The sequence below is a fragment of the Lysinibacillus composti genome (genome assembly GCF_016908465.1).
Classification (GTDB): domain Bacteria; phylum Bacillota; class Bacilli; order Bacillales_A; family Planococcaceae; genus Ureibacillus; species Ureibacillus composti_A.
The window spans coordinates 51362-65427 of the sequence record NZ_JAFBDY010000003.1; the positions used below are offsets into that span (position 1 = coordinate 51362).

General features: G+C 31.8%; 13 protein-coding genes. 3 read left to right on the plus strand and 10 right to left on the minus strand.

From position 1 onward, the window contains the following. Positions 1-10: 10 nt before the first annotated feature. The 6 genes from JOD29_RS05510 to JOD29_RS05535 form a co-directional block, all read right to left on the minus strand. A complete protein-coding gene (locus JOD29_RS05510; protein ID WP_124763643.1) occupies positions 11-1558 on the minus strand; it encodes a Ppx/GppA family phosphatase in 1548 nt (515 codons plus the stop codon). A 298-nt stretch (positions 1559-1856) separates the two neighbouring features. Further along, positions 1857-2756 carry a chemotaxis protein gene (locus tag JOD29_RS05515; RefSeq protein ID WP_124763644.1) on the minus strand — a complete coding sequence of 300 codons (900 nt, stop codon included), beginning with the start codon at positions 2754-2756 and terminating at the stop codon, positions 1857-1859. Between the two features lie 66 nt (positions 2757-2822). Continuing rightward, positions 2823-4091: an MFS transporter gene (locus tag JOD29_RS05520; RefSeq protein WP_124763780.1), complete on the minus strand. Its 1269-nt coding sequence runs from the start codon at positions 4089-4091 to the stop codon at positions 2823-2825. Between the two features lie 112 nt (positions 4092-4203). After that, complete coding sequence (locus tag JOD29_RS05525; protein ID WP_124763645.1) at positions 4204-5073, minus strand: NAD(P)-dependent oxidoreductase; 870 nt, start codon at positions 5071-5073, stop codon at positions 4204-4206. A 517-nt stretch (positions 5074-5590) separates the two neighbouring features. Further along, complete coding sequence (locus tag JOD29_RS05530; protein WP_302849676.1) at positions 5591-5776, minus strand: aspartyl-phosphate phosphatase Spo0E family protein; 186 nt, start codon at positions 5774-5776, stop codon at positions 5591-5593. Between the two features lie 89 nt (positions 5777-5865). Next, positions 5866-6054: a hypothetical protein gene (locus tag JOD29_RS05535; protein WP_124763646.1), complete on the minus strand. Its 189-nt coding sequence runs from the start codon at positions 6052-6054 to the stop codon at positions 5866-5868. A gap of 130 nt (positions 6055-6184) precedes the next feature. Between JOD29_RS05535 and JOD29_RS05540 the strand changes: the two genes are divergently transcribed. The 3 genes from JOD29_RS05540 to JOD29_RS05550 all read left to right on the plus strand — a co-directional run bounded on the left by JOD29_RS05540 (position 6185) and on the right by JOD29_RS05550 (position 8256). Continuing rightward, the gene (locus JOD29_RS05540) at positions 6185-6370 is read left to right on the plus strand and encodes a YkvS family protein (RefSeq protein ID WP_124763647.1); all 186 of its coding nucleotides are present in this window, start codon (positions 6185-6187) and stop codon (positions 6368-6370) included. Between the two features lie 404 nt (positions 6371-6774). Next, on the plus strand, positions 6775-7386 hold the full coding sequence (locus JOD29_RS05545; RefSeq protein WP_124763648.1) for a CPBP family intramembrane glutamic endopeptidase: 612 nt from the start codon (positions 6775-6777) through the stop codon (positions 7384-7386). 207 nt (positions 7387-7593) lie between these two features. After that, positions 7594-8256, plus strand: coding sequence for a hypothetical protein (locus JOD29_RS05550; RefSeq protein WP_124763649.1), 663 nt, complete (start codon positions 7594-7596; stop codon positions 8254-8256). A 185-nt stretch (positions 8257-8441) separates the two neighbouring features. On the opposite strand, the gene JOD29_RS05555 is transcribed toward JOD29_RS05550, so the two are convergent. From JOD29_RS05555 to JOD29_RS05570, 4 genes are all read right to left on the minus strand, one after another. Next, complete coding sequence (locus JOD29_RS05555) at positions 8442-8891, minus strand: MarR family winged helix-turn-helix transcriptional regulator (protein ID WP_124763650.1); 450 nt, start codon at positions 8889-8891, stop codon at positions 8442-8444. Positions 8892-9005: 114 nt separating this feature from the next. Further along, positions 9006-10430, minus strand: a complete 1425-nt coding sequence (locus JOD29_RS05560) for an ATP-binding protein (protein ID WP_158610526.1) — start codon at positions 10428-10430, stop codon at positions 9006-9008. 686 nt (positions 10431-11116) lie between these two features. Then, positions 11117-12466: a TrkH family potassium uptake protein gene (locus JOD29_RS05565; protein WP_124763652.1), complete on the minus strand. Its 1350-nt coding sequence runs from the start codon at positions 12464-12466 to the stop codon at positions 11117-11119. A gap of 251 nt (positions 12467-12717) precedes the next feature. Beyond that, the gene (locus JOD29_RS05570; protein WP_124763782.1) at positions 12718-13803 is read right to left on the minus strand and encodes an SDR family oxidoreductase; all 1086 of its coding nucleotides are present in this window, start codon (positions 13801-13803) and stop codon (positions 12718-12720) included. Positions 13804-14066 lie beyond the last annotated feature (263 nt).

Sequence of the window (14066 nt, forward strand, 5' to 3'; positions counted from 1 at the left end):
TCAGTAGACATCATTTTAGCCTCCCATCTTCACTAATAAATTGGATTTGTACTTGTTTCTTTATAACTCGCTCAAAATGTTTCTTTTGGCGTTCAACTTGGTATTGTTCTGCCATGGCATTTTTTTGTGTGATTACTTTAATAAGTATTATATCGGCACTTTTTTCTAATTTAATAGTTTTTACGATATTTCGTTTCGATACATTAAATGCATAGACGAATTTTAGTAAGGCACCATAATCTCGCAATACTTTAAGTTCCTCTCGACTCATCCATGCAGCAAACGGTTCTGAAAATCTTCTGAAATAATCTCGATTTTTATATGACGCAAGTAATGCTAATTTTATACGATTAATATGACTCAACCCTGCAATTGATTGGTTTGCGAGTAGGTAGAAAGTATGCTGGTTGGATGAATCAAGCTCTATATACTCTCCAATGGCAAATACTTTTGTAGCTTTTAGAAGAAGTTCATAATGTTCTTTTTGAAAATGAAGAAGGTTTAACTTTACACATTCTTTATATAATTGCTCTGCTAAGGAACAAAGAGTATTTACCTCTTCTTCTGTACGACCATATTGAAGGGTAATCCTTCTAGCATTTTCTTCAAATACGTTGTGTTTATTATTAGTGATGTGATTACCATCAAGAACACGACTTATCATTAAACCTTCACGTAGTCCTTTTTTACTTACTTGAAACTTTTTGCTATCAACAACCTCCATCAATTCTCGGAATACTTCTAAGGCAATACCTATGATATCAGCACGGTCCGAGGATAAACCATCTAGTTGCTTTAATTGCTCAAATGTTAATTTACTTAAGTATTGACCTATTTCCGATAAATTCAGTCTAGACATCTCATACTGATGAACCCCTGAAATAGGATAATTTATTAATTGTTGATGAATTTGTGCCACATTTCGAGCACTACCCCCGATTGCAATAATGGGGTATCCAGCATTTTTAATCCATTCATGTTGTTCAAATTGATTTTTTATATATGCTCTTAATTGATTTTTTTCGATTTCATTAATGATTTCACCTGAAACAAATTTTTGCTTTAAAGAAACAGTACCAAACGGAAAGCTGAATGAATGTTTAAGTTCTTTATTAATAAATAATGATACTTCTGTTGAGCCCCCACCAATATCTACGGAAACAGCAGAAGGCGTATCCATAGAATATACAATGGCTAAATAGCCAAAATAAGCTTCTTCTTCACCAGAAAGTAAATCGATAGTAATACCAGTTTCTTTCTCCATTCGCATTATAATGTCTTGATTATTTTTCGCTTGGCGTATAGCAGCTGTAGCAGTTGCTTTCACATCTGTTACGTCAAAATCATTGAGTATTCGTTTAAACGATTTTAAGGTATCTTCAAGGAGTTTGATGCCTTCTTCGGACATATCTCCATTAGGTTGTATATACTTTCTTAATCTAGCAACTGTTTTAATATTACCGAATTCACGGAGTCCTTCATCTTGATTGTATTTATAAAGTACGAGGCGTATTGTATTTGATCCAATATCAATAATCCCAGTTCTGAGTTTTCTCATCTAAGCTTCACTTCTCTCTATGGTATTTCAAATGAGCTACTGAAAGATCGAATAAATCTTCTTACTTCGTAACTACCATCTTAAGTTTAGAATGGTTCAGGAGGATTATCTTTAATCAATAACCAAAGTCAATTTCTATTAAAACAAGTACGTTTCGGTCTTAGTCCGAATTTTTACTAGCTCCCACCACTTGTGATAAAAATTAATTTTAAAAGAAAAAAAGGTCGGAATCCATAAGGGTATCCGACCTTTACAAAAATTTAATATTATATTGGACACCTGATTTTGTTCAAGAGGACTATAAAATTAATTCATCCATCTTTAAGATAAGCTTAGTAATTTCAGGCTTACTTATTTGTTCTTCTGCCCCTACCTCTTCGCCTTTATGACGTAAATCGTCTGTAATTAAACTAGAAAAGATAATGACTGGTATTACTTGTAAGTCTGGATGTGATTTAATTTTTTTAGTTAAGTGATGACCATCCATCTGTGGCATTTCAATATCAGTAACAACTAATTGAACATGTTCTGAAATATTTTTATTTACTGTTAAACTTTCTAAATAATCATACGCATCCTTACCATTTTCGAAAAACTCTAGATTTACATAACCTGCTTCATGCATCGTATCATATAATAATTTTCTTAATAATGGTGAGTCTTCAGCAATGACAATTTTCTTTTCGGAGCGTTGTCGATTACCAAGTTTTTTTACAGCTTCAACATTAATACCCGAATCAGGGTTAATTTCAACCATAATTCTTTCAAAGTCTAATAACAAAATCATATGTTCACTTCTTTTAATGACACCAATAACTTGAGATGCTCCACCTTGATACATATCTGAAGGTCTTTCAATATCCTTCCAAGAAATTCGATGTATTTGAGTGACATTATCTACATGAAAAACAACTTTTTGTTTATTAAATTCAGCAACAATGTATTTTTGCTGCGCATTATAAGAAGCATTGGGAATACCTAACACTTTTAACATATCAACTACCGGTAAGACTTCACCACGCAATTGAATGATTCCTTCAACATATGGATGAGCGTGCGGGATAAATGTAACAGGAATTGGTTGAATGATTTCCTTTACTTTGATTACGTTAATACCAAATTTATTGTTTGCTATTTCAAATTCAACTATTTCTAGTTCATTTGTTCCACTCTCTAGTAAAATTCCTTTTTGCTCCAAGACCTTCCCGCTCCTTCGTAAACTTGCTAAATATAAGTAAATTGTATCATAGGAAGTTCTTAACTCCTATAAGCTATTTTTATTTTCTTGTTTTACTCGTAAGTGAATAATTAATCCAACAATTGTCAATAAGATCATACTTCCTAGTGCCATACGGCTAGCAAGTGTTCCATAATCCTTTAATAAAAGCGTAATGGTTCCGTAAAGAGCAGGTCCTATAATAGCAGATACTTTTCCTGAGAATGCAAACAATCCAAAAAATTGGCCTCTTTTTTCTTCTGGCGACAATTCTATAATCAAAGTCCTTGACGTCACCCACATTGAGCCAAGTGAAACTCCAAATAAGCTTCCTGCAATCCAGAACATCCATTGTTCATTAGCAATAACAGCAAGTAAAAGCGCAAAAATCATAATAAACGAAACAACAGACACTGCACGTCTTGCCCCTATAGCTTTTGCGATGTTTCCGAATGCTAGAGAACCAATTACTGTAGAGATTGTACTAACTAAATACAAAATTATAAATTGACCTGACGTAAATCCTACAATTGCTGTTGCATAAACAGCCATCATTGCAATAGTTGTAGCAATCGCATCATTTAGGAAAAAGTATGCAATCATGAATATAAAGATCGCTCTATACTTTTTCATTTCCTTGAAGGTTTGAAATATTTCTTTGTAACCATCAATAAATTTGATTGATTTCCTCTCAGTTTTTGGAACTGGATGATCTTTATTAATAAGAAATAATGGCAATGAGAAAATTAAGTACAATATTGCAGTTGGAATAAATGCCTTGTGATAGTCTCCATCTGAAACTAATAAATAAACAAGTAACCCCAAAATTGTACCTAGATAACCAACCGCTACCCCAAACCCTGAAATCAGCGGCATTTCCTCTTTTGTCCCCAAATCTCCCATCATTGAATCATAGAAAACTAGACTGGAGTTAAAAAAGAATTTTGCAATAACAAAACTAACAACGACTAAAAATAAACTTAGCGGGACTCCTGAGATACTCGTTGTGGTATTAAAGCTTGCAAAGATTCCCATCATAAATGTGAAGATAATAGAAATCGATGCAAACCAAACGATGAATTTCTTTTTATAACCAGTTTGATCAATCCAAACACCAAATAACGGTGAAAAAACAACTAAGAAAAAGCTTGCAACAGCATTTGCATATGATATAAACGTACTCGCAACTTGTTGCATTACTTCATTCGTACCGAGCACTTCATCCATATAAAATGGGAAAAATACCGTATTAATGTTTGACGAAAAAATAGTATTGGCAAAATCATAAAAAGCCCAAGATAAAATCGGTAAAGACATATATAAAGCTAACTGACTTCGGCCACCTTGGATCGAATTACTTTGTTGCTTTCCCACTGTATCACTCCTAATTAATATTCAACCAATGAGATAGCTGATCCAAATGGGTTTATTATAGTTCATAATATTTTATTAAAGCTTGAGTACCTTTTTCGCCATATCCCTTTTCCGATAAAGTGTTATAAAGTTGTTTTGATAGTTTAAGCCCTGGTAAATCTAAATTCATTTGTTCCGATTCATCAATTGCAATTTTCATATCTTTTATGAAATGCTTGATATAAAAGCCCGGTTCTAAATCCCCTTTTACCATTCGAGGTCCTAAATTACTTAAAGACCATGAACCTGCAGCACCAGTAGAAATGGATTGGAATACTTTTTCAATATCAAGTCCTGCTTTGATTCCATAGGAGATGGATTCACATACACCAATCATATTCGTCGCGATCACTATTTGATTACATGCCTTTGTATGTTGACCAGCTCCTGCCTCTCCTTGATAAACAATATTTGAACCAAAAACTTCTAGAATTGATTTTACACTTTCGAAGGCTGCTTCATCTCCACCAACCATGATTGATAATGTACCGTTTTTCGCTCCAACGTCTCCACCTGAAACAGGTGCGTCAATGGATTGTATCCCCTTTTCTTTTGCTAGTTTATATAATTTCTTAGCTAAAGAAGGTTCAGATGTTGTCATATCAATTACAATAGACCCCTCTTTTGCTGTTTTAAATATACCGTATTCGCCACAGTAAACTTCTTCAACATCCGATGGGAAACCGACCATTGTAAAAATAACATCTTTATTTTCTGCTGCTTCCGCAGGTGTTGAAGCCCATTTTGCACCTAAATCGATTAAACTTTTAGCTTTCTCCATCGTTCTTGTATAAACCGTGACGTTATAATTTTCATTTAATAAATGCCTAACAATACTTGAACCCATTACCCCTGTTCCAATAAAAGCGATTTCTTTTTTTACCACTATATTCACTCCCTTTTTGAAATACATCCAACTACTCGAGATCGTCTTGGTGTATTTTTACTTGTTGTTTGGGAGCACCTCGTATTTGTTTAAGTCAATACTGATATGGGTTTGTAAATACTCCATGAGGCGCTCCTTTTAACTAAAAAGCCCAATAGTCGGATGGATATAAATTGAATAATTTCTACTTTATTGTAGTTTAACAAATTGGTGTATAAAAGTAGAGGCAATTTCTAAATAATTACTTTATTTTTACATAATATAGAACTTCATTAAGGTAAATTATTATGAATCAATAATTAAATCCCTTAAAACGCAAAAAAAGAGAGCAGGTTGCAATTGCACCTACTCTTAAAGGGGGAAATGAGAATGTTGCTGTGTTCATTAAACATCTTTCCCATAATTTAATTTTTTCATACATTCGATAAATATTTTTTGTAAAAATTTTTTCACAGTGAGATAACCGGATAGTACATTTATTTTATTCGATACAAATACGCTTTAGCATATTAAATTTTTATTGTAGGTATTTTCTTGTCTTAATATTATATTGAGAACTAATTATTTCTTTTTCATATCGATTCATTAGCTCATCTAATTGTCGACTTAAACGAATTGTTTTAGGGTTTTGAAGGCCGTTTTTCATCCCTGATTGAATCATTAATTCTCTAGTATCCTCAAGCTCTTTTAAAATGTCTTGCACAAAACCCCTCCTAACCTTTGTGTCATTTTATTATAATGCTTTCCTTTCCCGTTCAAAACGAAAACATTTTGACAAATATCGACAGTTAATTAACTTCTGGGTTTTTCTAAAAATGTAAATATTACATTTCCTCCTTGTTTTGCCTCACCACGAAAATGTTTAAAATGTTCATCCTTAACAAGAACTGCACGAAATTGCAAAAAATCTTCCTTACTAACTTCAAACTTTTCAATTTCTCCGTTTTTTAGCTGCTCTAATACTTTTTTATAATCTTCCATACGAACTCACCAAACTTTCCCTATTATTAAGATTTTGTAACAAATTATTAATTATTCAAAAAACTCTTTACTTTTATTAGAAATTCATGCAAACTTTCATAATATTAGTTATTTAAGGAGCTGTTGTCTTGTGAAAATTGCAGAAGTTGGAAACATAATCGAATTTAAAGAAGGCCTCCAAGGAATCGTAGAAAAAGTAAATGAAAACTCTGTAATCGTTGATTTAACAATTATGGAAAACTTTAATGCTTTAGAGATGGAAGAAAAAACAGTCGTTAACCATAAACGTTACAAAATATTAACTAATAAAGAATAATCATAGTTGAACCTATATTATATCTAAGAGAGCATAAGACTAATATTTAATTGTTCAGGAAGTTCTTCATTCATCTCTTTAAGAACACTTTATTCAAGCTTTCGTTACATAAAAGATTATACTTTATATAGTATCGTCTTCCACTTCTAATACTAATAAGAAGTTATTGTATCAATACATCCTCTACCGGAGAGTTTAAGCCTTCGGTGGTAATGTACTTTTTATAGAAATTACTTCATAGCAAGAGTAGGATCCTCAGTTAATGTTTTTATTATGACGAAAGCATGCGCCACAATAGTAACCATTTTGGCATTTATTTGAATGAAGAAAAATCTCCCTTATCATCCTTAAAAGATGATAGGGGAATTTTTTTTTGTTAATATATTTTAAAGGAGGTCATAAACATGAAAAGTTCAAAACATATAGTAAGACTTCTTTTGCCTATAGTATTTTTCTATGTCATGCTATTTTTTGCATTTGAAGAAGATAAAATCTTCTGGTATCTTTATACATTTACCATTCTTGTAGGGGTATCCATTACAATTCTTTACGAAACGATTAAAGATGAACTTCCAACCTGGAAATATTTAATTTTTGGTATAGGTTACGGTACAATTACCTATGGAATTATTAGACTCGGGTATATTATTCTTAATAGTGTAAACGACGACATATCAAAATCAGTTGCAAAATTTTTAGCTTCATACGGTCCATTAAATATATGGCACTATCTACTTTTAATTATTATTATTGTTGTTGGCGAAGAGCTGTTTTGGCGTGGGTTTGTCCAACAACAGCTAAAACGTATTTTGTCACCAATGCTTGCCATTCTTGTCACAAGTGTTTTATTCGCATTATCAATTGCAATTAGCGGATTCATTCCTGGAGTCATTGCGGCTTTAGTAGTCGGTTTAATATTGGGAATGCTTTATGAATGGAAAAAAAGTATGCCGCTAATTATTGTAACGCATGAAGTATTTATTTTGTTACTATTTTTAATTTTACCTTTCAGTTAAGTATACAAGTAAAGGAACTTGTCATTGTGGAGTCCAAAAAATAACCATTTGATAAAACTTGGTAGCTTCCACTGAATAAGCATTACTTCAGTCTATGTACATTAATCCTGTGAGGGGTTTTCCCCCACTGCATGAAGTTAAAACTTTCCTGAAATAGTGTAACTTTACTGTCAATACGTCGTCTACATTATTAAGGAGGAAATGATAATGAAAAAAAATATGCGATTTCTTGCCACGGTTGTACTGTCTATTACATTACTAGTAGCTTGTAATACTGCAGAAGATCAACCAACAAATGAACCAACGAGTGATCAAACTACTGCTGATGTAGAAGAAAGTAATAACACAGAAACAAGTAATGAGTTAGAGACAAATGAGCAACAAAATGAACCAACAGATGATGCTAATACGGCGAATAGTTTAACATATACTTCTAATGGTTCAGAAGTTACAGAAGAAACAACTGAAGTCACAAGTGATCAACAAAACTTTACAATGCAAGTCATTCCTGGATTTACTCTAACTCCTGAAGAACCAGGAAAAGATTTATTATATTCTGATGAAAATGATCGTATCTCGATGCGTATTGAAAAGGTAAACAAAGACGAAACGTCTTTTGAAGATTTAGTAGGAAATACAAAAGAAACGATTTCAGCAATTGGCGAATATGAAAATTTTGCTCTTGATGAATTTCTTAACGACAATAAAGTTCTAATTAACTCAACTGCCTTTATTACAAACATTGAAGCAGAAAAAGTTATTATGGTAGTATTTGAAACAGAAGAGAGTTTGGTTCGCCTTACAATCTACGATGAAGAAACAGAAGATTTAAAAGAAGCTATGATTAAAATGGGCTTAACAGTTCGATAAAAAATAAAAGAGGCAGACAAATGGAGAGTAAATCCTCATAAGTCTGCCTTTTTTATATCGCCTTTTTACTAAAAAATTGTTGACCATACAGAGTAAAATTCATTTTCTAATCTGTCCTATTATCATCTATTTCTCAAACGAAAAAAAGGCCGTCTCAAAACTTTAAGACGACCTATTCCTTAAATTTAGTATGACAAATCTTTAATCGATAAACCTAATTTCTTCAACAATTCTATGGCCGTATCTTTTTCTTCACTAGATAATACACTCAATAACTCATGTAAGTTATTTTCATGTTCAGGAAATAGTTCATTCATAAAGTTAGTTCCTTCATCCGTTATTTCTGCATATGTGATTCGGCGGTCAGAAGGACAAGATACTCTTTTTAAAAACCCTCTTTTTTCGAGCTTATCGACAACATATGTGATGGAACCACTTGCTAGTAGTATTTTATTTCCTATCTGTTGAAGTGGTTGTCTTCCTTTATGATATAACAATTCCAACACAGCAAATTCTGTAGGATTTAGTCCATTTTGTTGAAAAAATTGATTTGTCACTTCGTTAATTGCTTTATGTGCACGTGATAACACAATATAAAGTTTTAGTGATTGCTTAATATCCTCATTTGAAGTCATGACAAATCATCCTTTTTTTCAAACTATAAATAAATTATAGCGACAAAATGTAAGATTTGTCAAAAATCCTTCAAATAAAATCTCAATTTTATTATTTTATTCTTAACATTTTGTTTAATGAATAATTGAGCAGCCTATTAGATCTTCTTTGTTCTCACAATAAATAGGCTCTTCATGATTCATTGGCAATTGAATTATAAAGGTTGTCCCTTCCCCTAACGTGCTTTCTACGTTTATTTTCCCATAATGCTCTTCGACTACTTTTTTCACTAATGCTAGTCCTAAACCTGTACCAGCTGTTTTCGTTGTAAAAAATGGTATAAATAAATTTTTCAAATCATCCTTAGCAATTCCAATTCCCTCATCACGAATTGCAATTTCCAGTTTTCCAGTTTGTAGAATCTTCATAGAAATTGTAATCGTTCCACCATTTTGCATAACTTCTATCGCATTTTTGATTAAATTAATTAGCATTTGCTTAATACGATTTCTATTTCCCATAATTTTCGTCATGTAGATGTCGTAATTTTCGAAAACCAACATGACATTATGTAGTAATGCATGAGGTTGCATCAACTCTGTAACCTCTTCAATTACTTCTGCAAGCATAACCTCTTCATAGTGACGATTAACTGGTTTTGATAAATATAGGAATTCAGTTAAAATAGATTCCATTCGTTGAAGCTCTGAATCTATTACTTGTATATATCTTTGCCCGTCGTCAGGTGAGATTTGCTTTAATAAATCAATAAATCCTTTTAACGTTGTCATAGGATTTCTAATCTCATGTGCAATACTAGCTGCCATCTGACCTAGTGAATTTAATGAATTTTGATGCTCTACCTTTTGTTTTAGAATTACTTTTTCTGTTACATCAGTAACAGTAGTAATAATTAAATTCATACAATAATTTATTTTACTCTCAAATTTGAGATAAGTTTCTTCGCAATTATTATTTCTTTTTTGACACTCAATTGAAGCTTGTCCTTTATTAATTAAATCTGTAAAGTACTGTAATTTACTTTCATGTTTAGCCGTAAATCTTTCAAATACTTTTTCCATTGGGCAATGGATCACTTGCCATTTCGCACAATCAACTAAAGTTTGCGCAATATTATTCATATCGACAATTCTACCATTCAAGTCAGAAACAATAATACCGTACGAAATATCATTAAATAAAGAATATAGGTGTTCTACTTTAGGTTGATCAAGAGGTACAAGCCTAGCAAAAATTAAGTTTCTATGATTATTATAATAGCCTAACAGCTTAATCTCTTGGCAAACTTCTTCATTCACCATGATATTTAGTGTGCAGAAACCACCCGAATCACGTAATAAATTTTGTAAAAAATTAGCCCATCTTTTTTCTGAATGCTTGTCTAATTTTAATGTTGGTTTTTCGTTTTCATTAATATTAAGTAACTGTGCTGCTTGGTCATTTAATGACTCGATTTGACAAGAAGTATTTAATATAAGAAATGGGTCATTTACGGTTTGGAATAAATCTTGAAAAATTGGGCTCTCAGTTTTTACCATTTTACAATCACCAATCCTTCCCATTCGGAAACTAACTAATTTTTTTCAACAAAAAAACTTTACATTCATTCTATTATTCAAAACACCAAAATATGACTGTTTTTTTTAATTTTACAAAATTTTCTCAATTTAGATGTCAAGAAAATTATTTCATATTATTTCTTTGAAAAAAATAGGTAAAATCTATCAAATTTCACTTTTTTCATTTTTTCCTTGACAAATTAATTTGATAAATAATAAATTTTTGAATACCTTTTAACAAAACTTTGTATAAAGCGACCCTTTTTCTTATATAAAAATCTCTTATTATATCGATTTCTCTAATTATATGATGAACTTTAATTAAATAGAGTTAAGTAAATAATAATTAATACATAAGTAAATTAAAATTCTAAAATAGTAATTTCATTAAATAAATCAAATAATCTGTTGATTTAAGTACTCTTTAAAACTATTATTACCCAAATGTCAAATTAGCTAAACTTATCACTAAAAATATTCGACATTTCCCACACTTATTCAAAGAACTTTAAAAATAGGTCATAATTCCTTCGACAAAACTTTTTTTCCCCTCTTTTTGCATTGAACAAAAAAAGAATTTGTTTCCTCCACCATTAGGTGAAGTTCAACAAATTCTTATTATAAGTATCATGAATGAGCTATTCAGCCCTTCTTTGTCACGTGAATTATCCAATAATTATACGTTCTTGTGGGTAGCGATATATTGCCTTATTAGCTTTCCCACCTAGTGTATATAAGAAAGAGATTAAACCTACACGTCCAATGAACATTAAAATCATTATGACGATCTTTCCTGCTGTTGACAAATCACTTGTAATGCCTAATGACATACCACACGTACCAAACGCAGAGGTTATTTCAAATAAAATCTGAGTTAAAGTAGCTTGAGGCTCTGTTATTAATAGAATCATCGTAGCGATCAAAACCATGAAAAAAGCCAATACAATAACAGCAAAGGATTTATAAATATCAACATGATGAATTTCTCTATTAAAAATTTGAATTTCATTACGACCATTTGCAAAATTAATTAAAAACAAAATCACAATGGCGAAGGTTGTCGTACGAATACCTCCACCTACAGAACTTGGAGACGAGCCGATAAACATTAATCCACTAACAAAAATATTTGTAGCTTCATTAAATGTAGAAATATCGAGAGTCGTTAAACCCGCAGATCGTGCTGATACAGAGTGAAACATGGCTGCAAATAATTTTTCATGCCACTGCATTCCTTTAAAGGATTGAAATGACTCAATTAAATATATAACAACCGTTCCAACGATAAATAAGAAACCATAAGTAGTTGTAGTTATTTTAGTAAATAAACTAAATCGAAAGGCAGGATCCTTCCGTTTTAGAAAATTTTTCACTTCTATTAATACTGGAAAACCAATGGCACCAAGAATAATTAAAATCATTGTTATAAATTGAATAAAATAATCTGAATGATATGGAATTAAACTCATCCCTGTAAGATCAAAACCGCCATTTGTAGTTGCAGAAATTGCGGTAAATACACCGTGCTTAATCGCATCTGACCAATTCTCATAATATTTATAGAAATGTACAGAAAGTATAAGTGATCCAAAGGCTTCAATCGTAAATAATATTTTCACAATCCCAATTAATAAATTCACAACACCCGATAGATTGTATTGGTTATAATCAATCATAATTAATTGCCTCTCGCGCATGCCAATTCGCTTGCCAATAAATAGCCAAAACAAAGTTCCAAGTGACATGACACCAATTGCACCTAGCTGCATAATAAATAGTAAAACAATTATTCCAAAGTCAGTTAATGACTTAGACACATCAAATACGGTTAGTCCCGTTACACTAATTGCACTCACAGCAGTAAAAAGGCTATCAATTACTGATATTTCTACACCCTCTTCATATACTGCTGGGATCCTTAAAAGTAAAAAGGATAATAAAATTGCAATAAAATAAAAAGATACAAGAAGTTGAAACGGTGTTATACTTCTAATTTTTTTGCTCTCATGAGCCATCTATGTCGCCCTCTTTTGCTAACTATATAAAGCTTCATCTTAGTATAAGAAAAACATACAAAAATTAAAAGAAGAAAGTAGTAAATTACTTATTCTTTCTTACATTGTAGGCAAAAAGAAAAGTGGCTTTTGAAACGCCCCAGACTTTCATTCCCGTCAAGGGGATAGATGACATCTCGGTGTGACCACCGCAAAAGCAAAATTTTCTTGTGGCGTTATCTAGGGAAACAGAAACAACTATTTGTTTCTCACTATTTTATTTCAACTTGAAGCTGTTTATTATTCTTGTTAACTCTATAAAACTTGACCATCGCTGGGATAGACGACATAAAATCAGAACAACGAATATTTCCTTTTTTCAATATCAACTGTGCTTCTCTACAATCAAACTGTGCATTCCAAGTTAGATAGTCGAGCGCTTCTTTTTCTACACCCAATTTTTGACGAATTAATTTGTTTTGTAGCAACCATTTCACAATTGATAACGGAAATTTCCCTTTTGGTAGTTTTCCAGTCATTTCTAATACCATCATTCGGAACACCTCTTGTACTGGATGTGGGAATGGGTCTGTTAAGTGTAATGTCTTTCCGATTGCAGTAGGCTCGCTACTAATAAAAACCGAAGATTGTATTATAAAATCTACGGGAACAACATTAATTGTCGTCGCTTTGTCACCTATATACGGAATGAAAGGGAGATTTTTCAATCGCTCAATCATGTTTAAGAAAAAGTATGGGCCATCAAACTTTATAGTCTCACCTGTCAGCGTATGCCCTCTAACTATACCCGGACGAATAATCGTTATTGGAATCTCTGCCTTTAGATTTTCTACAAGTATTTCTGCTTCAAATTTTGTCTCTTCATAATAATTTTTAAATTTTTCCGGCCTAATTAGTTCAGTTTCTAAAATACGACCTTTTCTATTCCCTGCTACATAAGCCGTACTAAAATAAAGATAATGAGAAAGATTGGGTAAAGTTTTAACAAAATCATTAACCATTGACGTTCCCAGTACATTTACTTTCCAAGCAATTTCCCTTGGAACCGCTAAGTCATAGATGGCTGCCAAATGCCATAATATTGAAATTTGAGGCAATATTCTATTTATACTTTGATGATCTATACCAAGGTTCGGTAGTGTGATATCTCCTTCGATTAATTCAATATGACGACCGGGAAACGTTTCCATAATCCTCATAGCTTCTCTTTGAGCTTTTTGTAATTCTGTTTGCAATACAAGAACATAGACCTGATCTGTGTAGTTTTTGCGAAATACTTCACGAATTAACTGACTCGCAATAAACCCAGGGAATCCCGTAAAGAAATGTGCAACCATTTGAAGACTCCTTCCGATTCGCAACTTATTTCTTCCTCTTTTACCATATGTATTATTTACCTACTAATTATTCCCTTTTACCAAATATTGTAGTACGAATTTTATATTATTAATCATTTAAACAATAAAAAGTGAAAGAAAGTTCCCAATTACTATTTAAAAATAAAAAAAATCCGCTTTATCCCGAAACGGATAGAGCGGATTTTTTATTTAACATGGACTAAATACTAGTAGCAAACGTTTTAAATTTTATTTCATATAGT

What these genes read in the sequence shown, in the direction of transcription:
- JOD29_RS05510 (WP_124763643.1), bottom strand. Translation starts at nt 1,558, where the DNA reads ATGAGAAAACTCAGAACTGGGATTATTGATATTGGATCAAATACAATA.
- JOD29_RS05560 (WP_158610526.1), bottom strand. Translation starts at nt 10,430, where the DNA reads ATGGTAAAAACTGAGAGCCCAATTTTTCAAGATTTATTCCAAACCGTA.
- JOD29_RS05570 (WP_124763782.1), bottom strand. Translation starts at nt 13,803, where the DNA reads ATGGTTGCACATTTCTTTACGGGATTCCCTGGGTTTATTGCGAGTCAG.
- JOD29_RS05565 (WP_124763652.1), bottom strand. Translation starts at nt 12,466, where the DNA reads ATGGCTCATGAGAGCAAAAAAATTAGAAGTATAACACCGTTTCAACTT.
- JOD29_RS05555 (WP_124763650.1), bottom strand. Translation starts at nt 8,891, where the DNA reads ATGACTTCAAATGAGGATATTAAGCAATCACTAAAACTTTATATTGTG.
- JOD29_RS05520 (WP_124763780.1), bottom strand. Translation starts at nt 4,091, where the DNA reads ATGTCTTTACCGATTTTATCTTGGGCTTTTTATGATTTTGCCAATACT.
- JOD29_RS05545 (WP_124763648.1), top strand. Translation starts at nt 6,775, where the DNA reads ATGAAAAGTTCAAAACATATAGTAAGACTTCTTTTGCCTATAGTATTT.
- JOD29_RS05550 (WP_124763649.1), top strand. Translation starts at nt 7,594, where the DNA reads ATGAAAAAAAATATGCGATTTCTTGCCACGGTTGTACTGTCTATTACA.
- JOD29_RS05535 (WP_124763646.1), bottom strand. Translation starts at nt 6,054, where the DNA reads ATGGAAGATTATAAAAAAGTATTAGAGCAGCTAAAAAACGGAGAAATT.